Genomic DNA, 18,864 nt, shown 5'->3' with positions numbered 1-18,864 from the left:
CAATACGAACCTTTGAACAGGCTCGTCGTCCTATGTTTCGGACAAGTAACAGGAGGCGCTAGGAAAGCGTCAAATAGAAGTGATCTGTGTTAAAGAAACATAAATTCAGACATTTAGCTAACTCTCAGCATCCATTAATGTGGCGCGCGACACGTTATTTCGCAAAATGGCTGCGGTGGCTCAGCTGATGCGCCCGACGACGGAACCGGGCAGCAGCGGCAGCGCCAGACCCAGCAGTCGCCACGGCCACGCGGGCACGAACGCCCGGCGCTGTTCCTTCTCGATCGCACCGACCATCGCGGCGACACCCTTGTCCAGCGGCGCGACCAGGCGCGCATCGCCGGCTTTGGCGGCCATGTCGGTGGCGATGAACCCGGGCAGCAGCGTGGTGACCGCGATCGGCGACTTGGCCAGCTCGGTCGACAGCGCCTGCCCGAGCGCGTCCAGGCCCGCCTTGCTCGCCGAGTAGGCGGCCTTCTTGCCCGGCAGTCCGCGCACCGCGCTCATCGACGACACCAGCACCAGGTGCCCGGCATGCTGTGCGCGGAATATCTCCAGCGCCGCCTCCGCCTGCGCGAGCGCGCTGACGAAATTCGTTGTCGCGGTGGCGATATTGGCGTCGGCCCGGCCGCTGCCGATGACCGCGCCCTTGCCGAGACCCGCATTGACGATGACCCGGTCCAGTCCACCGAGTTCGTCGCGCAACTCGCCGAATACCCGCGGCACCGCCGCGTGCTCGTTCACGTCGAGCGCGCGGATCGCCACGGTGATCCCCGGATAGGCCGCGACGAGTTCGTCGCGCAGCGCCTCGAGCGCGGTCAGCCGTCGAGCGCACAGGGCGAGGTCGCGGCCCTTGCTCGCGAAGTCGCGCGCCATGCCGGCGCCAAGGCCCGCGCTGGCACCGGTGATCAGAATCTTGGTCCTCGTCATGGGCTGACTCTAAGCCCCGCTCAGCCGCCTGCCGATCCGGTGCTCGGCTGCGGGGGCAGCAGGCGCCACGGGCCGCAATTCACGGTCTTGAAGGCCACGTCGGTCGCCTTGATCTCGGCGCGGATCGGACCGAGCCGGGTGAAGTTGTTGCCGATGATGTACTGCATATTGGTGTTGTCGCCCTCGACCTTCCAGAGCCTGCGCCAATCGCAGGCGTAGGCCGGGTCGGACGTGCCCGGCGCCTCCCAGATGCCCGGGAAGATGTCGATCCCGACCAGATAGAGGCCGTCCTCGGGCATGGTGTTCGCCGGTTCGGCGGCCGCCGTGGCGGCGCCGAGCAGGGTCATCGCGGACGTCATGGCGCCGGCGATCAGGAATGCATGTGCACGCATGGCGACGTTCTCCTCGAATCGTGCTGCAACCGCCACGCAGCGGCTGACCTGGGGATCCCCGGATCTCCGGGGCCAAGATCTACCAGACACCTCGGGTGAATGTGGGCGTATTCACTTTTCTTGTGTCGGTGCATAGCCAAATCGCCCGCGATGTTGTCATCGACCTGGGCCGCCGCGATATCCGAGGTATGACATGTGCTCAACTCGGGTCCGTCCGCAACATTCGACGGCCGAGGTCCTGCGACGCGCAGTGCGCGGGTTTGTGCACCGACTCGGGACTGGCCGCGTTACTGGCGACCGACCGGGCCCTGCTGCACTGGCGAGCGATGCGTGCGCTGAACGACAGCGGGTTGGCCGAGCAAGCGGTGCAGGAGTCACTGCTGCGGGCGTGGCGTTCGTGCGCGTTCTTCGACAAGACCAAGGGCAGCGTCCGATCCTGGCTGCTGACGATTCTGCGCAACGTCCTCATCGACATGATCCGCGCGCGGGCTGCGCGGCCGGGCGACACCGGCTGGGACGAAGTGGGCGAGCTCAGCGACATCCGCTACGCCCACCCCGATTTCACGGATGGCCTGGTCGACGGGCTGCTGGTCGCGGACCTGCTGTCCCGGCTGCCCGCCCCGCAGCGCGAGGCCGTGGTCGAGGTGATCCTGCGCGATCGCGCCTATCAAGAGGTGGCCGACGACTTCGGGGTCCCGGTCGGCACGGTGAAGACGCGGGTGCATTACGCCCTGCGGTCGCTGCGCAGCCTCCCGCGCGGCGCTTGAATCCGAGGGGCACCAGAGGCCGATGGCTGAAGGTCCTTGGTTCGGGGACGCAGGCAGACGGTGGCGAGCAGGCCGACTGCTGCGCTGACCGCGACAACCGCGCTGGCGGGAGCGAATTGCGCAAGGGCTCCCGCAGACACGAATCCCAGCCCCTGCCAGAACATCAGGCCGGCGGTTTGCACGGCAAGGGCACGAGAACGCAGTTGTTCCGGGGTCACTTCGATCAACAGTCGGTCGAGCCCGAGGTGGTAGGCGAAGCCCATCCCGGACAACAGCAGGATCGGCACAACGATGGCGAAGCTCGGCTGGAACCAGAAGCACAGCACCGGAACGAAGACCGATGCCGCGAGATAGGGCACCAGCCCGCGTTGCCGGCTGGCGGTGAGCTGCCACATGGCCAGAAACTCCCCTAGGACGGTCCCCAAGGGCAGCATGGCCATCATGATGCCGAGCTCGACGCTCGTGAAACCGCGCGCGTGGGCATACGGATTGGCCAACGCTTCGGCGAAGACCGACAGGGCCGGGACCGCCCAGCCCAGAAACAAGATCCGCCGTAACGGCCCGATGGCCAGAATCCCGCGGAGACCGGTGATCGAGTCCCGCAGCAGGGAGCTGTCGGTGTGGCCGCCGACCGGACGTCTCGCTGTGCCCAGCCTTAACAGCACCGCCGAGATGAGAAACATGGCTGACTGGATCCAGAGTGCGCTCGACGGCGACATGACAACGAGCAGGAGGCCGCCGCCCGCGAAACCGACGATCTGGGACCCTTGGGCTACCAGGCGAAACAGGCTTCTGCCCGGTACATACGCGGCATCCGGGAGAATCTCCGCGAGCGTGGCTGCTCGGGTCCCTGCGAATATCGGACTTATCGAGCCCATGACGAACACCAGGCACAGCAAAACGAAGACCGGCATTCCCGGCATCGCCATCGCGGCCGCCAGCAGCGTTGTGGCCAAGTTGCAGGACACCAGTAGCCGCCGCGCCGGAACCCGGTCCACGAGCGAGGAGAACAATGCTCCGGCGAACAGGTGCGGAGTGAATGCCAGCGCGAAGACCAGCGCGGTAAGCAGCGGAGAGCCGGTGCGCCGATAAACCAGAACGCTCAGCGAAAATTCGGCTATCACCGTGCCAAGCATGGAAATTACGTGCGAAGCGAAAAGGACGCGGAACTCGGGCACCGCAAACGCGTCGCGATATCGTAACCGGGAATCGTCGTCGTGCCCGGTAGCCGGAGCTTTACTCTTCACCATATTCGATATCCGTAGGTCCGACGATTGCCTATGCGATTTTCGATCATACTGTGCTGCGTCGCGTTCCGGGAACAGCGGGCAATGGGCCTAGACCACTCTGGCAACTTTATGCCAGCATCCGCGATGTGGTTGATCCCTGCTCTGTAGCGCTGGCAGACTCGATGAGGCAACGAATCGGGTACCAGCACCATTCGAGGGGGTGGCGGCATGCTGTACAGCGAGTGAGAATGAGCGCAGCCGGGTCCGATCACCTCGGGTCCGGCTTTATTCACGTCGCAATATGTAAAAGATTATTCCCGCCACCTCAGGAGCTGGTGTGACGAAAATACTCGCGTACGATCCACTGGATCCTGCTGTGCTGGACAACCCCTATCCCGTGTACGCGGCACTCCGGTCCGCCGGCCCGATATTCTGGCATGAACGGATGCACTGCTGGGTCCTCACCCACTACCGTGACTGCCAGGATGTTCTGCGAAACAACGGCGTTTTCGCTTCCGACTGGCGACGAATAGGAAAGGACGTGCCGGACCCGCAACTCGGCCTGCAACTGCTCGATCCACCGGACCACGGCCCACTGCGAAGTCTGTTCACCAATGCGCTGCGGGCGCAGGATCTCGCAGGCATTACGCGCCGAGCGGAGAAGACCGCGGAATCCTTACTGAACTCCGTGACGGCGGGCGAGGAGTTCGACATGATCCACCGCATTATCGCCCCCTTGGCGTTGAGCACGGTGTCCGACCTGGTAGGGATCCCGTGCCCGGCCCTGGATCTGTACGACTCCATCTCCGACGCCATTGTGCGCAGCATGGACGCCGGGCTGGATCCCTCGGTCAAGTCGGCCGGTGTCGCGGCGCGTGCCCGGTTGAACGAACTGGTCGATGCGTGGTTCGCGGCCGATCCCAGACCTGGATTGCTGTCGGAAGTAACCAGAACAAAGGTTTTCACAGACCTGCCGGACCCCTATATCAGGAATACGACGAGAATAGTTTTCCAGTCCGGGTACAGCTCGATCGTGGCCGGCGCGGGCAACATGATGCTCACCCTCTTGGAGCACCCCGGATCTATCGAACGTATGCGTGATCCCAAAATCATGTCCACCGGGTTCGAAGAGCTGATGCGATACGATTCCTCGGTACAGGGCACCAGCAGGGCAGCTACGGAAACAACATTGATTCGCGATACCGTGGTAGAGGCCGGTCAGATCGTACTCATGCTGTTCGGATCGGCGAATCGAGATCCAGCCGAGTTCCAGGATCCGGACACGCTACTCCTGGACAGGTCGCCGAACAAGCATCTTTCGTTCGGCCGTGGTCCGCACTCATGTATCGGAAACTTGTTCACCAAAATAGTACTTCAGGTGCTGATACGTACTTTGTTGCGCCATCCTTTGAAGTTGCAACTGGCCGGCGATCCAATCCGTAAGCGTACGGCTACCGTGCGAAGTCTCGCTGAACTACCGGTACGCTTCATCCCGGGTAGCCGGATGGTTTCATGACTTCTCTCAGCAATAGCTAGAACTCGTGGAAGCGCAGATCGAGGCGCGAATCTTGCAACGTAAAGGAGCATTCGACTCCGTAGCTGGGCAACCACCCTGATCGGGCGACCATGAATCCCGCTTGGAAGCGTGTATGCGCTTGCAGATCGTCCATGATTTCGGCGAACCGCCGCCGCATCGTTCGCACGCTCACATTCATGGTCCGTGCGACGACTTCGTCCCGGCTGCCGGTCGATAGCGCGCGCAGCATCTCGAATTCCTGGCGAGATAGACTGCTGGAAGCATGGTAATGCATGTATATCTTCTTCCGCCGACCTGCGCCGAAGTGCGCCACTGCCATCCGCTGGGGTGGCTGGCGACCAGGCTAGCTCGAAACGCTAGCAGCATTCGAAGAGCCTTTATAGACAACACTTTCCGGGGGTTGACCGATAGTTCGATCTAGTTCGCAAACTTATTCCGTATCGGCGTGTGTATTGATGAAAAAACATCTCGTCGGCATGTTCGACTCGTTCGCGGACACGACGTTCGCCGGCAGTACCTGTCCGCGCTGATACCGGGCACCGCTGCGAAGACCGTGCGGAAGCGTCTTGCTCGTCACTTGCCCGGGGAGGCGCATGCGCATCTCTTCGAGGTCACGAGTCGCGGACGCACAAGCCGGTAGCCGCTATGCTCTCCTGTAACAACAGCACCAGCAGTAACACCGAGAGCGATTCCGCTTAGCTCGACGGGCTGGAACGGCTCACGGGACCATCACGGGACTAGGGAGCTGCTTTGTCTATCTACCAGGCGTTCTTCGCGAAATCAGGCATCGTCCGTGCCGGACTCGGTTCCGCCGTCACGGCCGCGGTCACGGTGACGCTGTCCGGTGTGGTTCCGGGCACCGCTACGGCCACTCCGGCGCAGTCGGAGGCGGCGACCAAACTTGTGGGCAAGACCGTGTTCGTCGATCCCGGCCATCAGGGATCCGGGCATGGCGAGAACGTCGCCAGGCAGGTCAGCGACGGACGCGGCGGCATGAAGGACTGCCAGACGACCGGCATGACCACGGTGCACGGCGTGCCCGAGCACACCATCAACTGGAATGTCGCGCAGCTGGTGAAGACCTCGCTGGAGCAGCTCGGCGCGCAGGTGGTGCTGAGCCGCCAGGACGATGTGGGCTGGGGCGGCTGCATCGACGACCGCGCCAGGGCCGCCAACGAGTCCGGTGCCGCCGTCGCGGTGAGCATTCACGCCGACAGCGCGCCCGCCGACCAGCGCGGCTTCCATCTGATCGTGCCCGAGCTGCCCATTCCCGATCCGACGATCAACCACATCCAGTCCAGCGCCGGGCTGGCCGCCTCGACCGCGATGCGCGACGCCTACCTGCAAGCCGGGTTCGTGCCCGCGACGTACGCGAGCCCGCATGGTTTGCAGTCGCGCAGGGATATCGCCGGTCCGGCGCTCACCGCGGTGCCCGATGTGTTCATCGAAATGGGCAACGGGGCCAACGCCGAGGACGCCGCACTGCTGGAGAGCCAGGAAGGGCAGCTCAGGCACGCTGTCGCCATCACCACCGGGCTGGTGAGTTATCTGCTCGGCCCGCAATCGGTGACGCCGAATGTGGTGGGCGAGCAGCCCGCCGCGGCACCCGTACCGCAGCCGGCGGTCGGAGTGCCGGCACCACAACCCGCCTCGGCCGAACCCGCACCGCATACCGCGCCGGACTCGCAGGTCGAAGCTGTACCGCAGACTGCGTCGGACCTGCAGGCCCAGGCCGTACCGCAGGTTGCGCTGGATCCGCAGGCTCGAGCGGTACCGCAGGCCGTGCCGGACCCGCAGGCTCGAGCGGTACCGCAGGCCGCGCCGAACCTGCAGGCCCAAGCCGTACCGCAGGTTGCGCTGGATCCGCAGGCGCAAGCTGTACCGCAGGCCGCGCTGGATCCGCAGGCGCAAGCGGCACCGGAGGCCGCGCCGAACCTGCAGGCCCACGCAGTACCGCAGGTCGCGCTGGACCCGCAGGCGCAAGCTGTACCGCATGCCGTACCGGACCCGCAGGCCCAGGCGGTACCACCGATGCAGACGGCACCGCAGGAACTGGCGCTGCCACCGGCGGACTCGCCGTTGGAGCCGTCTCCGGCATCGATCGAACCGCAGTTGGCATCGAATCCGCCGCAGCTCCAACCACATCCGGCATCGACCGAGCCGCCCGCGCAATCGGCGCCGGTACCGCAGGCGCAACCGAACTCGCCGCAGCTCCAACCGCATCCCGCGTCAACCGAGCCGCCCGCGCAATCAGCGCCGGGACCGCAGGCCGCTCCGCAACCGAACTCGACGCAGCTCCAGCCGTACCCGGCATCAACTGAGCCGCCCGCGCAATCAGCGCCGGGACCGCAGGCCGCTCCGCAACCGAACTCGCCGCAGTGGCAACCGTCTCCCGCGTCGATTGATCCGCCCGCACAGTCCGCACCCGCGCCGCAGGCGCAGACCGCACCGCAAGGCCAGTCCTCGCCGTTCACCCCGGGTCCGGGCACCCAGCAGTCCCCGACCGCCCCGGGCACCCAGCAGTCCCCGACCGCACCGGGCACCCAACAGAACCCGAGCCTGCCGGGGACCAAACCACCAGTGGACGAGTCGACCGACATGTCCGCCGTCCGCGCGATCATGGACATGGTGCTGACCATGCTGATGCCGCTGGCGAAGGCGCTCGGCGTGGACAACAACATGGTCACCGCCGAACTGATCAACCTCGCCTACGCCTTGGCGGCGAAGTTCATCGCTCCCGCCAAGTAACACCGAGCAACGACCGGACGTCACCCTCGCCGAGGGTGACGTTCGGCTTTCCAGGGACCATCGCGCCGCGCAGTATGGTGGTCGGCGTGGCTGACCGGATTCCTGTTGTCATCGTCGCGGGGTTTCTCGGTTCCGGGAAAACAACGCTGCTCAACCACCTGCTGCGCAACAGCCGCGGCACCCGAATCGGCGTGGTGGTGAACGACTTCGGCGCGATCAATATCGACTCGATGCTGGTCGCCGGCCAGGTCGACGCCATGGTCTCGCTCGGCAACGGCTGTGTCTGCTGCGCGGTCGACGTCGGCGAGCTGGACGACCTGTTCACTCGGCTCGCGCAGCCGCGCGCCAAGATCGACGTGATCGTGGTGGAGGCCAGCGGCCTGGCCGAGCCACGCAATCTCATCCGGATGGTGGTGGGCAGCGAGAATCCGCGCATCCGGTACGGCGGGTTGGTGGAGGTGGTCGATGCCGAGCAGTTCCCGGCGAGCAGCGCGCGCCATCCGGAGCTGACCACGCATCTGCGGCTGGCCGATCTGGTGGTGGTCAACAAGGCCGACCGGGTGCCCGCCGCGCAGGTGCACACCTTGCGGCAGGACATCGCGGAGCTGATCGGGCAGGTGCCGGTGTACGCGACCACGCACGGTCGCCTCGAGCCCGGCCTGCTGTTCGACGAGCCGATGCGCGAAACCGCACGGGTCGCCGAGCAATTGAGCTTCGACGAGCTGCTCGACGACCACGATCACGACCACACCGAGCATCACCATCTGCACGACGACTACGTCACCGCCTCCTTCACCAGCGAGCGCCCGCTGGACCCGCGCGGCCTGATCGGTTTCCTGGAGGACCCGCCGCCAGGCCTGTTCCGCGCCAAGGGCTTCGTCGCCTTCCCGATCGCGGAGGAACGCCGCAAGTTCGTATTCCACCTGGTCGGCCGCCACCTGGTGTTCGAGCCGGAGAACTGGGCGCGCGGTGAATCCCGCACGACCCAGCTGGTGCTGATCGGGGCCGGCCTGGACACCGACCTGGCGCTGAAGCGGTTGCAGGACACCGTGCACCTCGACGACGACCCGCTCGATCCGCAGACCCTGCTCGGTGTGTGGCGTTATACGCCGCACTGATCGACGAGGTTGGCGCGTTCGGCCCGAAACTGGCGCGTTCGGTGCTGGCGGCGGCGCCGGGCGGACACGAGACTGTCCTGGTGCCCGCCGCGTCGGCACGTGCGCAATGGTGCGAACTTGCTGCGCGTGGTGTCGGGTCGGCGCACCGAATCATGATCGAGACGTTTCGTTTTGCGACCGATGGGAGTTTTCCGTGTCAGATTCGTTGGAGAGCGCCACCGCGTACGTGATCGAAGTGCTGGAGGCCAAAGGCACTGCCACGCGCGACGACTTCGACGTTCCGGGGATCGTGGCCGAGTCACATGCCATCGCCAACAGCTGGAATTTCCGCGCGATCGAGAACGCCACGTTCTGGGGGATCGTGGCGCGTTTCCTGAAGTCGTGAGAGCGCAAGGCCCTAGTCGAAGGTGGCGACCTGCCGCCCGCGCGGCGTCAGGGACCACCGCCGCGCCGCGCGCCGCATCGAGCCCGCGTCGGAGTAGCCGAGCAACTCGGCCTGACGTGATCGGCTGAGCGGTCCGCCGGACGTCGCTTCGTTGAGCCGGGCCGTCCGCGCCCGATCCAGTTCCCGCCGCCACGTCGTGCCCGCCTCCATCAGCCTGCGTTGCAGGGTGCGCGGACTGGTGGCCAGCCTGCGCGCCACCTGATCGAGCGAGACGTCACCGGTTTCCAGCGCGTCGGCCAGTGCCGCCGCGACCCGCTCCGGCCAGGCGGTGGCCAGCGGCGGCGGTGGCGGCAAGGCCTCGGCCAGCGGCTGCAGAATCGCGGCGAGCACCGGATCGCTGGTGGTCAGCGGCAGGTCCATGTCCGATGCGCGGAAGACGATCGCGTCCACCGGTGCGTCGAAATCGATTGCGGTGGTGCCGAACACCTCTACGAATGTGTCCACTCTGGCGGGTGCCGACTGGCGCAGTGAAACACGCAGCGGAACAACCGGCTCGCGGACCACCCGCCGGGCCCGGCTGAGCACGGCGGTCAGGCCCCACAGCTGGGTGAGGTCGCGGCCGCGGCCCTCACCTCGGATCATGTCGAGATAGAGCGTCACTTCGCCGTCGTTCTCGGCGATCAGGTCGAAGCGGTGGTTGGTGGTGACCGCGGTGACGTACGGCCCGCAGGTCGCCAGGCCCGCGCCGAGGGTCGGGGCGGTGGAGAACAGGTAGTCGTACAGGCCGAGGGTCGGCAATTGATAACGCCGGGCCACGTTCAGCGCGACGTCCGGATCGCCGAGGCCGTGCTCGCCGAGTTCCCACAGCCGGGAAAAGGTGTGGCTCGGCAGGTGCACGTCGGCCCCGGCCATCGTCCACTCGGGCAGCCCGGTCTCGCGGATCAGCCGATCTCGATCGAGACCGGCCGCGCTGAGCTGAGAGATGACGAACCGGTGCAGCAAAACCTGATCGGTGCCCATCGCGTCCTCCCGCGCCGCCGCCGAACTGTGTGTGCGGCCACGCTATCGCCGGCGTGTTGAATCGTCATGGGGTTCATGTCACGGCTTGGTTAACCGCACGCGTTGACCCATTCGGATAGCCCGTCGGCGAACAACTGCCTTTTCCAGATCGGCACATCGTGCTTGATCCGGTCCACCAGCTCGGCGCAGGCGGTGAAGGCCTCGGCGCGGTGTGCGGCGGCGACCGCGACGACGATCGCCGCGTCACCGATGGTCAACGCGCCGACCCGGTGCACGGCGGCCACCGGCACACTCGAGGACTCGGCCAGCTCGGCGCAGATTTTGTGCAGGAAGCGCTCGGCGTCGGGATGCGCGGAATACTCCAACGCCGAAACGGCTTGTCCGCCATCGTGGTCGCGCACCTTGCCGGTGAACACCACGACGGCGCCGTAGTGCGGGCCGGTCACCGCCGCCTCGACCGCGGCGGGGTCCAGCGGCTGGTCGCTGATCCGGGCCAGCCGGACGGTGGGCTCAGTTGTTGTCATGGTTTCCGCCTCCGGCGACTTGCGCGAGCAGATGATCGAGCAGCGGTTCGAGCACCGCGATGCCGTCCTTGACGCCGCCGGGGGAGCCCGGCAGGTTGACGACCACAGATCGACCGGCCAGTCCGGCCACGCCGCGGCTGAGCGCGGCCAGGGGGAACTTCGCGGTGCCGCGCTGGCGGATCGCCTCGGCGACGCCGGGCAGTTCGCGGGTCAGCACGGCGAGGGTGGCCTCGGGGGTGGCATCGGTGGGGGAGGCGCCGGTGCCGCCGGTGCTGATTACCAGCGCCGGTTCGAGGCGCAGTGCGTCGGCCAAGCCGACGGCGATGTCGGCGTCCGCGTAGACCAGCGGTCCGCGTACCGAAAAGCCGAGTCCGGCAAGCCATTCCGCGAGCACCGGACCGGTGGTGTCGATGCGGGTGCCTGCGGCGGCGCCGGTCGAGGCGACGAGGACAACGGCCGAGGGTGAGTTGGCTTCGGTAAAGCTTTGCGAGGGTTGGTGTTTCGCATCGCTTGCTGCGTGCCCCGATGCGGAACCGGACTCATGGGCTTTGTCGGCATGCCCGCTGGAGTCGGCCTGCCCGGCATCGGACTCCGGCCGCACCCAATGCCCGTGCTTGCCACCCTCTTTGGTGAGCAGCCGCACGCCGTTCAGCGTCGCCGCCGGATCGACCGCCTTCACCATGTCGTGCAGTGTCAGCCCGGCCACCGCAACGGCGGTCAATGCTTCCATCTCGACGCCGGTGGGCCCCTTGGTCTTCGCGGTCGCCTCGATGGTGATCGAGGTGTCGGTGAAACCGAACTCGACCTTCACCGAGGACAGCGCCAGCTGATGGCACAGCGGGATCAGCTCCGAGGTCTTCTTCGCACCGGCGATGCCCGCGATTCGCGCGGTGGACAGCACGTCGGCCTTGGGCATGTCGTCGGCGCGCACCAGCGCGACCACCTCGGCGGTGGTCAGCAGCTCCCCGGCGGCCACCGCGATCCGGGTGGTGTCGGACTTGGCACTCACATCGACCATGCGGGCCCGGCCTTCGCCGTCCACATGGGACAACTCACTCATCGAATACTCCTGGGACGCGGCGGATCACAGCGACCACACTCGCACAGCGGTGCCCGCGGGCAGCGCGGTGACCTCGGCCGGAACGTCGATCAGCACGTCCGCCCAGGCCATCCCCGCGACGAGATGCGACCCGGGCCCGGACACCAACTCCACCGCCTCCGGCGTGCACAGGTGGTCGGACTTCGCCCGAATCAGCTTGCCGCGCAGGAACTGTCGCTTGCCCTCCGGCGAGCGGGCCACCTCGTTGCGCAGCGGCAGCTCGTAGCTGTCGACCGGCGCCAGCCCCGCGAGACGACGCAGGATCGGCCGGGCGAAGACCTCGAACGACACCATGGTGCTCACCGGATTGCCGGGAAAGCTCAGCACCGGAACACCGTCGACGACGGTCAGCCCCTGCGGCCCGCCCGGCTGCATGGCCACCGAGCCGAACAGTCCGCCGAGCGGCGCCAGCACATCCTTGACCACCTCGAAGTCGCCCTTGGAGACGCCGCCGGAGGTGAACACGACATCGGCGGAGTCGGTCGCGGCCCCCAGCAGCTTGCGAAACTGATCGGGATCGTCGGTGCTGTGCTCGACCGAGACGACGTCGACCCCGTTCGCGGTGAGCGCGGCGGCCAGCGCGATGCCGTTGGAGTTGTAGATCTGCCCGGGGCGCAGCGTACTGCCCGCCGGGACCAGCTCGTCGCCGGTGGTGATGACCGCCGCCCGCACCGCGCTGAACACCGACACGGTGGGCAAGCCGACCGCCGCGAGCGCCGCGATGTGCCGCGGCTCCAGCATGGTGCCCGCGTCGATCAGCAGGTCCCCGGCGCGCACATCGGTGCCCGCCTCGCGCACGAAATCGCCGGTGCCGCGCCCACGTTCGATGGTGACGGTGCCGTCGTCGGCGTGGGTGTCCTCCACCGGGACCACACAGTCCGCGCCGGGCGGGATCGGCGCGCCCGTCATCACCTTGATCGCGGCGCCGGGCGGCAGCGGTGTCTGCCCGGCATTGCCCGCCGCGACGATCCCGGCCAGCCGCAGCGTGACCGGCGTGGTCGCCACCGACTCGGCGCGCACCGCGTAGCCGTCCATCGCCGAATTACGGAACACCGGCAGGTCGACCGGCGAACGCACATCGTCGGCGAGCTGCCTGCCCAGTGCCGCGGGCACCGAGGCGGCTTCGACCGAGCGCGCGGCCAGTGGCCGCAGCAGCTGTTCGATGCTGTCCCGGTACTCGTCGACGGGCCGGGCCGGGACGCTGGCAGGCCGAGGGTTCATGTCGGCAAGCGTAACGTCCGTGCAACGGTGCCAATAGGCTGTCCGGCTTGTGCGAACCTCACAATCGCAAGGTGCGCGCGGTGCGCGATTCCGTACCTTCCGCGACTGACCAACGGCGAGCAAAGGTCATAATGGACACGTGACTCTGGTCGAGATGGGGATACCTGCCGTGCGGTCCGGGCGTCCCTCGCTCGATGGGCGCCCCGATACGCCCTTCCTGCTGGACCGATTCGGCCGGGTGGCCCGCGATCTGCGCGTGTCCATCACCGAGAAGTGTTCGCTGCGCTGTACCTACTGCATGCCCGAGGAAGGGCTGCCCGCGATACCGAAGGACGAGCTGCTGACCGTCGCGGAGATCGTGCGCCTGGTGAGCCTGGCGGTCCGCGAGCTCGGGGTGCAGGAAGTCCGGTTCACCGGCGGCGAGCCGTTGATGCGGCGCGATCTCGAACAGATCATCGCGGGCTGTCACGAACAGGTGCCGGACACGCCGCTGGCGATGACCACCAACGGTGTCGGCCTCGAGCACCGCGCCCGTGCGCTCGCCGCCGCCGGGCTGCATCGGGTGAACGTCTCGCTGGACACGGTCGACCGGGCCGGGTTCGCCAAGCTGACCCGCCGCGACCGGCTCGACTCCGCGCTGGCAGGCATTCGGGCCGCCCGCGACGCCGGCCTGGCCCCGGTCAAGGTGAACGCCGTGCTCATGCGCGAAACACTGTCCGGCGCAGCGGATCTGCTCCAGTGGTGCCTGGACGAGCAGTGCGCGCTGCGGTTCATCGAGGAGATGCCGCTCGACGCCGACCACGAATGGGCGCGCGCCAACATGGTCACCGCCGCCGAACTGCTCGACGTGCTCGGCACCCGCTTCGAGTTGACCGCGGCAGGCCGCGCCGACCCCTCGGCCCCCGCCGAGACGTGGCTGGTCGACGGCGCCCCCGGACCCGTCGGGATCACCGCCTCGGCCCCCCGCAAGTTCGGCGACCCCTGCGCCCGCACCCGCCTCACCGCCGACGGCATGCTGCGCTCCTGCCTGTTCAGCGACCAGGAATACGACCTGCGCCAGGCCCTGCGCGCCGGCGCCGACGACGCCGAACTCGCCACGCTGTGGCGCGGCGCGATGTGGAACAAGTGGGCGGGTCACGGCATCGACGCCGCGGGCTTCGTCCCGCCGGAACGCACGATGGGAGCTATCGGTGGTTGAGATCCGCTATTTCGCCGCCATCGCCGACGCCGTCGGCAAGGACCGCGAGACGCTCGAGTTCCCGGCCGGCGCCACCGTCGCCGACCTGCGCTCGATGCTGTCCGCCTCATACGGGCCGGACCTGGACAAGATGCTGTCCGTGTGCGCCTATCTGGTCGGCGACGAGCTGACCCGCGATCCGAAGATGGCGTTGACGCCGCAGGTGGACGTGCTGCCGCCGTTCGCGGGCGGGTGACCGGGTACCGCATGTAGAGAAACCGCTGTCGCGTTCGTCGTCCAGGTAGCGAGGGGTATCGGACTCCTCGGATTCCGGGAAGGATGACGACATGCACTACCTGGCGACATTGGTAGGACGCGGTGACGGGCCGGACGTGGAGCCCGGCTCGGCGGAGTTCGCGGCCGAGGTCGAGAAGTACGAGGTGTTCGAGGCGAACGCGGGTGCGGCGATCGCCGGCGGCGCTCCGCTATATCCGGTGGAGACCGCGGTCAACATCCGGCACGTCGGCGGCCGCACGCTCATCACCGACGGTCCGTTCACCGAGCAGGCCGAGGTGGTCGGCGGCTTCATCGTGTTCGACTGCAAGGATCTCGACGACGCCATCCAGCTCGCGCGTCAGGCGCCTGCGGCTGAACAGGGTGCGGTCGAACTGCGACCGATGATCCAGTGGCAGTCGCAAGGCTTGCCGGGCGCGGACTGGTGGCTCGCGCTGTTGTGGGAGCGACCGGAGAACGTGATCGCGCCGGGCACACCCGAATGGGATCCGGCAGTGGCCCTGCATCAGGAGTTCGGTACGGCCGCTGCGGCGGCGTTGCGCGGCAACGGCGCGGTGCAGCCGCCGACGACCGCGACCACGGTGCGCGTCCGGGACGGCCGATTGCTGCTCACCGATGGGCCCTTCGCCGAGTCGGAGGTGATCGACGGGCTGTATATGTTCGTGGCGAAGGACCGAGCCGAGGCAACCGAGATCGCCACCCGGATTCCGTGTGGTGAGACCGGGCGGGTGGAACTGCGTCAGCTCGTCGACCTCGAAGAGTGACCGACCTCGTTCGTAGAGAAATGCACGCGCCGTTCGTCGTCTGGGTAGGGAAGGGTATCGGACCCCTCCATTCGAGGAAGGTTGGGCGACCATGCACTACTTCGCGACGATCGTGAGCAGCGAGGCGGACCCCGCCAACAAGCCGGGAACACCCGAGTTCGCCGCAGGGGTCGAGAAGTACGCGGCATTCCAGGAGCAGGCCGCGGCGGCGATCGCGGGCGGTGCGGCGCTGTTCCCGGCGGACACGGCGATCAATGTCCGGCGCGACGGCGACCAACTGTTGGTCACCGACGGTCCGTTCACCGAGCAGGCCGAGGTGGTCGGCGGCTTCTACGTCTTCGACTGCCCGGATCTGGACACGGCCGTCGAACTCGCCGGTCGAATTCCGACGGCCGCGCGGGGTTCGGTCGAGGTGCGTCCGATGGTGATGTGGACGCCGCACGAGCAGCCGGGCGCCGATTGGTGGACCGCGCTGCTGTGGGAGAGCGACGTGATCGAGCCGGACACCCCCGAATGGGCCGCGGCGGTGGTCGAACACGAGCGGTTCGGCGAACAGGTCGGTGACGTGATCCGCGGCGGCGGAGCCTTGCGGCCGCCGGCGACCGCGGTCACCGTGCGAATGCGCGACGGGCAACTGTTGCGTACCGACGGGCCGTACACCGAGGGCGCGGAAGTGGTCGACGGCGTCTATGTCTTCACCGCGGCCGGGCCCGCCCAGGCCGCGGAGATCGCGACCAAGATTCCGCGCGGGGCGAAGGGACGCACCGAAGTTCGCCGCATCGTCGACGTCGGCTTCTGACCGTGCCGGGCCCGGCCGCATCAATCGACGGCGTCTACCGCGCCGAATTCGGCCGGGCCCTGGCCACGGTCGCCCGGCTGGTCGGCGATATCGGGCTGGCCGAGGACGCGGTGCACGAGGCGTTCGCCGACGCACTGCGCAGCTGGCCGAGTCAGGGTTTGCCGACCAATCCGGGCGCTTGGATCACCACCGCGGCGCGCAATCGGGCGCTGGACCGACTGCGCCGTGAATCGCTGCGTGGCGGCAAGGAGCAGGACGCCGTGCTGCGGACCGCGCCGAGTCCGTTCGGCGCGCCGAACGAGGAGGTGGACGTGTCGCCGGTGGCCGACGATCAGCTGCGCATGATCTTCACCTGCTGTCATCCGGCGCTGTCGCCGGAGTCGCAGGTCGCGCTGACGCTGCGGCTGGTGTGCGGGCTGCGGACGGCGGAGATCGCCAGGGCCTTCCTGCAGCCGGAACATACCGTGGCCCAACGCCTCACCCGCGCGAAGGCGAAGATCAGGTCGGCCGGTATTCCGCTGCGGGTGCCGCCCGCGCACCTGCTGGCGGAGCGCACGCCGGTGGTGCTGGCGTGCGTCTATCTGGTCTTCACCGAAGGCTACTTCGCCACCTCGGGCCCGACCGCTGTCCGAGATGAACTGTGCGACGAGGCGATTCGGCTCGGCAAACTGTTGTGCGGGCTGCTGCCGGACGAGCCGGAGGCGCGGGCGCTGCTCGCGCTGATGCTGCTCAATGACAGCCGCAGAGGCCAACGCCGCAGTGCCGGAGTCGAATTGGTGCCGATCGAGGACCAGGACCGGTCCGCGTGGAATCGAGCCCAGATCGCGGCGGGGTTGCGCTGCCTGGTCTCCGCCGCCGCGGACGGCACCGGTCCCTACCTTGCCCAAGCGAGGATTGCCGCCGCACACGCCACCGCGCCGACATGGAAGCAAACTGATTGGGCCGCAATAGTTTCCGGCTACGACGAGCTACTCGGATACTCGGACTCGCCGATGGTCGCGGTGAATCGGGCGATCGCCGTCGGCTTCCTGCGCGGGTTCGACAGCGGCCTCGCCGCACTCGACGAGATCGCGGACCACCCGCGCCTGGCCGACTCGCATCTCGTCGCCGCGACCCGCGCCGACCTGCTTCGCCGCGCCGGGCGCCATGCGGAGTCCGTGGCGCACTATCGCGTCGCGCTGGAGCGCACGGCCAACGAGCAAGTCCGCCGCTTCCTGTCTCGGCGCCTCGCCCAAGTAGAAACGGCTGCGGGACAGGATCTTACAAAACCATAGACACATGCGCATTCATTTATATATCCTGGTGGCGACACAAGGAGGGAGAGTGCGATGGCAGTAGGCGCACTGGTTTTGTATGTGGTCTTCGCCGCGGCGGCCTTCGGCTGGCGGAGCTGGTGGCAGTGGCGCCGCACGGGGTCGACCGGGTTCCGTGGCATCGGCGGCCGCACGGGTTCACTGGAATGGCTGGCCGGAGTGGGGGTCCTCGTGGCCTTCGCCGTGGGGCTGGCCGCGCCGCTACTTCAGCTCACGGGTGTGCTGGATCCGATTCCGTTGCTGGACAACGAGTTGGTGTCCTGGATCGGGGTCGTCGTCGCGGTAACCGGCATCCTGGGCACGCTGTACGCGCAGCGAGACATGGGGGAGTCCTGGCGAATCGGCGTCGACGCCACAGAGCGCACGACCCTGGTGCTATCCGGCGTCTTCGGCCTGGTGCGCAACCCGATCTTCACCGGCATGTTCACGTTCGCGGTAGGCGTCACGCTGATGGTGCCCAATCCTGTTGCGGTGGCAGGCTTCCTGCTACTCGTCGGCGCGATCGAACTACAGGTAAGAGTGGTGGAGGAGCCGTACCTGCACAAGGTGCACGGCGACCACTACCGCTCCTACGTGGCCGAGGTCGGCCGCTTCCTACCCGCCGTCGGCAGGCGATAGGACCAGCCGCTTTCGATGCCCCGCACCGAAATCGCATGCGATTCCCGGTGCGGGACATCAGAAGTGGTGCGGGCGTCGGCTAGTCGCGCCACCAGGTGTCGAGCGGGGTGACCGGGACGGTCCGCTTGTGCCGGGTGTTGAGGTAGATGGACTCGATCCGCTCGGCGACCTCGGCGGTGACGTCCTTGCCCTCCAGGTAGTCGTCGATCTCACGGTAGGTGAGGCCGAGGGCCTCCTCGTCGGGCAGCGAGGGTCGGTCGTCCTCCAGGTCGGCGGTGGGCACCTTCGACCAGATGCTTTCCGGAGCGCCCAGCTCCTGCAGCAGCGCCGCACCCTGGTGCTTGGTGAGACCGGTCAGCGGGGTGAGGTCGACGCCGCCGTCGCCGTACTTGGTGAAGAAACCGGTGACCGCCTCCGCGGCGTGGTCGGTGCCGACCACGAGCAGATTCTCCTGCCCGGCGATCGCATACTGGATCACCATGCGCTCGCGCGCCTTGATGTTGCCGCGCACGAAATCCCGGAGCTTGTCGATCTTGAGGGCCGAGGCCACCTCGCCCGCGGTCGCGTTCGCACTCGGCCGCACGTTCACTGACACCGTCTTGTCCGGCTGGATGAAGCGCAGCGCGGCGCGCGCGTCGGCCTCATCGGACTGCACGCCATAAGGTAGGCGCACGGCGACGAACGTCGCGTCCGCACCGTCGGCGCGCAGCTCCGCCACCGCGAGCTGGCACAACCGGCCCGCCAGCGAGCTGTCCTGCCCGCCGCTGATGCCGAGCACGAAACCCTTTGCGGGAGTGGCGTTCAGATAGTCCTTGAGGAAATCGACCCGGCGCCGTACCTCGTCCTTCGGCTCGATGCTCGGTTGAACGCCCAACTCGGTGATGATCTGTTCGCGCAGGTTCCGCATGGCAGCCCACTTTACTGTCGAT

General features: G+C 67.3%; 20 protein-coding genes. 11 read left to right on the top strand and 9 right to left on the bottom strand.

Annotated features, from left to right (window positions below; translation table 11 throughout):
• Positions 1-180: 180 nt before the first annotated feature.
• A complete protein-coding gene (locus DBO33_RS33455) occupies positions 181-930 on the bottom strand; it encodes an SDR family oxidoreductase (protein ID WP_107658607.1) in 750 nt (249 codons plus the stop codon).
• Positions 931-950: 20 nt separating this feature from the next.
• On the bottom strand, positions 951-1,322 hold the full coding sequence (locus DBO33_RS33450) for a hypothetical protein (RefSeq protein ID WP_234391175.1): 372 nt from the start codon (positions 1,320-1,322) through the stop codon (positions 951-953).
• Between the two features lie 260 nt (positions 1,323-1,582).
• Between DBO33_RS33450 and DBO33_RS33445 the strand changes: the two genes are divergently transcribed.
• On the top strand, positions 1,583-2,089 hold the full coding sequence (locus DBO33_RS33445; RefSeq protein ID WP_107658606.1) for a sigma-70 family RNA polymerase sigma factor: 507 nt from the start codon (positions 1,583-1,585) through the stop codon (positions 2,087-2,089).
• Here DBO33_RS33445 and DBO33_RS33440 read toward each other — a convergent pair.
• On the bottom strand, positions 2,047-3,339 hold the full coding sequence (locus DBO33_RS33440) for an MFS transporter (protein ID WP_107658605.1): 1,293 nt from the start codon (positions 3,337-3,339) through the stop codon (positions 2,047-2,049). The genes DBO33_RS33445 and DBO33_RS33440 overlap by 43 nt on opposite strands.
• Before the next feature lie 316 nt (positions 3,340-3,655).
• Here DBO33_RS33440 and DBO33_RS33435 point away from each other — a divergent pair, with 316 nt between their 5' ends.
• Positions 3,656-4,834, top strand: a complete 1,179-nt coding sequence (locus DBO33_RS33435; RefSeq protein ID WP_159080653.1) for a cytochrome P450 — start codon at positions 3,656-3,658, stop codon at positions 4,832-4,834.
• A gap of 16 nt (positions 4,835-4,850) precedes the next feature.
• Here DBO33_RS33435 and DBO33_RS33430 read toward each other — a convergent pair whose 3' ends face one another.
• Positions 4,851-5,129, bottom strand: a complete 279-nt coding sequence (locus DBO33_RS33430) for a LuxR C-terminal-related transcriptional regulator (RefSeq protein WP_159080652.1) — start codon at positions 5,127-5,129, stop codon at positions 4,851-4,853.
• A 476-nt stretch (positions 5,130-5,605) separates the two neighbouring features.
• On the opposite strand from DBO33_RS33430, the gene DBO33_RS44820 reads away from it, so the two are divergent.
• The 3 genes from DBO33_RS44820 to DBO33_RS33410 all read left to right on the top strand — a co-directional run bounded on the left by DBO33_RS44820 (position 5,606) and on the right by DBO33_RS33410 (position 9,106).
• A complete protein-coding gene (locus DBO33_RS44820; protein ID WP_407670564.1) occupies positions 5,606-7,603 on the top strand; it encodes an N-acetylmuramoyl-L-alanine amidase in 1,998 nt (665 codons plus the stop codon).
• Positions 7,604-7,677: 74 nt separating this feature from the next.
• A complete protein-coding gene (locus DBO33_RS33415) occupies positions 7,678-8,721 on the top strand; it encodes a CobW family GTP-binding protein (RefSeq protein WP_107658602.1) in 1,044 nt (347 codons plus the stop codon).
• Positions 8,722-8,914: 193 nt separating this feature from the next.
• Positions 8,915-9,106 (top strand): hypothetical protein, encoded by a 192-nt coding sequence (locus tag DBO33_RS33410; protein ID WP_107658601.1) that lies wholly within the window; start codon positions 8,915-8,917, stop codon positions 9,104-9,106.
• 12 nt (positions 9,107-9,118) lie between these two features.
• Here the strand turns inward: DBO33_RS33410 and DBO33_RS33405 are convergent, their stop codons facing one another.
• From DBO33_RS33405 to DBO33_RS33390, 4 genes are all read right to left on the bottom strand, one after another.
• A complete protein-coding gene (locus tag DBO33_RS33405; protein ID WP_107658600.1) occupies positions 9,119-10,126 on the bottom strand; it encodes an AraC family transcriptional regulator in 1,008 nt (335 codons plus the stop codon).
• An 89-nt stretch (positions 10,127-10,215) separates the two neighbouring features.
• Positions 10,216-10,650 carry a molybdenum cofactor biosynthesis protein MoaE gene (locus DBO33_RS33400; RefSeq protein WP_107658599.1) on the bottom strand — a complete coding sequence of 145 codons (435 nt, stop codon included), beginning with the start codon at positions 10,648-10,650 and terminating at the stop codon, positions 10,216-10,218.
• On the bottom strand, positions 10,637-11,710 hold the full coding sequence (moaCB, locus tag DBO33_RS33395; protein ID WP_107658598.1) for a bifunctional molybdenum cofactor biosynthesis protein MoaC/MoaB: 1,074 nt from the start codon (positions 11,708-11,710) through the stop codon (positions 10,637-10,639). Before moaCB ends, DBO33_RS33400 begins: the two co-directional genes overlap by 14 nt.
• Before the next feature lie 24 nt (positions 11,711-11,734).
• Complete coding sequence (locus DBO33_RS33390) at positions 11,735-12,970, bottom strand: molybdopterin molybdotransferase MoeA (RefSeq protein WP_107658597.1); 1,236 nt, start codon at positions 12,968-12,970, stop codon at positions 11,735-11,737.
• Between the two features lie 139 nt (positions 12,971-13,109).
• Here DBO33_RS33390 and moaA point away from each other — a divergent pair, with 139 nt between their 5' ends.
• From moaA to DBO33_RS33360, 6 genes are all read left to right on the top strand, one after another.
• Complete coding sequence (gene moaA, locus DBO33_RS33385; protein ID WP_199856830.1) at positions 13,110-14,168, top strand: GTP 3',8-cyclase MoaA; 1,059 nt, start codon at positions 13,110-13,112, stop codon at positions 14,166-14,168.
• Positions 14,161-14,403: a MoaD/ThiS family protein gene (locus DBO33_RS33380; protein ID WP_107658595.1), complete on the top strand. Its 243-nt coding sequence runs from the start codon at positions 14,161-14,163 to the stop codon at positions 14,401-14,403. Before moaA ends, DBO33_RS33380 begins: the two co-directional genes overlap by 8 nt.
• A 91-nt stretch (positions 14,404-14,494) precedes the next feature.
• Positions 14,495-15,205, top strand: coding sequence for a YciI family protein (locus DBO33_RS33375; RefSeq protein WP_107658594.1), 711 nt, complete (start codon positions 14,495-14,497; stop codon positions 15,203-15,205).
• Between the two features lie 91 nt (positions 15,206-15,296).
• A complete protein-coding gene (locus tag DBO33_RS33370; protein WP_107658593.1) occupies positions 15,297-16,004 on the top strand; it encodes a YciI family protein in 708 nt (235 codons plus the stop codon).
• A gap of 2 nt (positions 16,005-16,006) precedes the next feature.
• On the top strand, positions 16,007-17,278 hold the full coding sequence (locus DBO33_RS33365; RefSeq protein WP_107658592.1) for an RNA polymerase sigma factor: 1,272 nt from the start codon (positions 16,007-16,009) through the stop codon (positions 17,276-17,278).
• Between the two features lie 54 nt (positions 17,279-17,332).
• On the top strand, positions 17,333-17,935 hold the full coding sequence (locus tag DBO33_RS33360; protein WP_107658591.1) for a methyltransferase family protein: 603 nt from the start codon (positions 17,333-17,335) through the stop codon (positions 17,933-17,935).
• 79 nt (positions 17,936-18,014) lie between these two features.
• Here the strand turns inward: DBO33_RS33360 and nadE are convergent, their stop codons facing one another.
• The gene (gene nadE / locus DBO33_RS33355; protein ID WP_107658590.1) at positions 18,015-18,842 is read right to left on the bottom strand and encodes an ammonia-dependent NAD(+) synthetase; all 828 of its coding nucleotides are present in this window, start codon (positions 18,840-18,842) and stop codon (positions 18,015-18,017) included.
• Between the last annotated feature and the right edge of the window lie 22 nt (positions 18,843-18,864).

The organism is Nocardia suismassiliense (assembly GCF_900269665.1).
In the GTDB taxonomy this organism is placed as follows: Bacteria; Actinomycetota; Actinomycetes; order Mycobacteriales; family Mycobacteriaceae; genus Nocardia; species Nocardia suismassiliense.
Note: the sequence above shows the minus strand (reverse complement) of the source record. Positions and strands in the feature narration are given on the sequence as shown.

Bases quoted from the DNA above. Each gene is read 5' to 3' on its own strand.
- DBO33_RS33455 (WP_107658607.1), bottom strand. From the start codon at position 930: ATGACGAGGACCAAGATTCTGATCACCGGTGCCAGCGCGGGCCTTGGC.
- DBO33_RS33450 (WP_234391175.1), bottom strand. From the start codon at position 1,322: ATGCGTGCACATGCATTCCTGATCGCCGGCGCCATGACGTCCGCGATG.
- DBO33_RS33440 (WP_107658605.1), bottom strand. From the start codon at position 3,339: ATGGTGAAGAGTAAAGCTCCGGCTACCGGGCACGACGACGATTCCCGG.
- DBO33_RS33430 (WP_159080652.1), bottom strand. From the start codon at position 5,129: ATGCATTACCATGCTTCCAGCAGTCTATCTCGCCAGGAATTCGAGATG.
- DBO33_RS33415 (WP_107658602.1), top strand. From the start codon at position 7,678: ATGGTGGTCGGCGTGGCTGACCGGATTCCTGTTGTCATCGTCGCGGGG.
- DBO33_RS33405 (WP_107658600.1), bottom strand. From the start codon at position 10,126: ATGGGCACCGATCAGGTTTTGCTGCACCGGTTCGTCATCTCTCAGCTC.
- DBO33_RS33400 (WP_107658599.1), bottom strand. From the start codon at position 10,650: ATGACAACAACTGAGCCCACCGTCCGGCTGGCCCGGATCAGCGACCAG.
- moaCB (WP_107658598.1), bottom strand. From the start codon at position 11,710: ATGAGTGAGTTGTCCCATGTGGACGGCGAAGGCCGGGCCCGCATGGTC.
- DBO33_RS33390 (WP_107658597.1), bottom strand. From the start codon at position 12,970: ATGAACCCTCGGCCTGCCAGCGTCCCGGCCCGGCCCGTCGACGAGTAC.
- DBO33_RS33375 (WP_107658594.1), top strand. From the start codon at position 14,495: ATGCACTACCTGGCGACATTGGTAGGACGCGGTGACGGGCCGGACGTG.
- DBO33_RS33370 (WP_107658593.1), top strand. From the start codon at position 15,297: ATGCACTACTTCGCGACGATCGTGAGCAGCGAGGCGGACCCCGCCAAC.
- DBO33_RS33360 (WP_107658591.1), top strand. From the start codon at position 17,333: ATGGCAGTAGGCGCACTGGTTTTGTATGTGGTCTTCGCCGCGGCGGCC.
- nadE (WP_107658590.1), bottom strand. From the start codon at position 18,842: ATGCGGAACCTGCGCGAACAGATCATCACCGAGTTGGGCGTTCAACCG.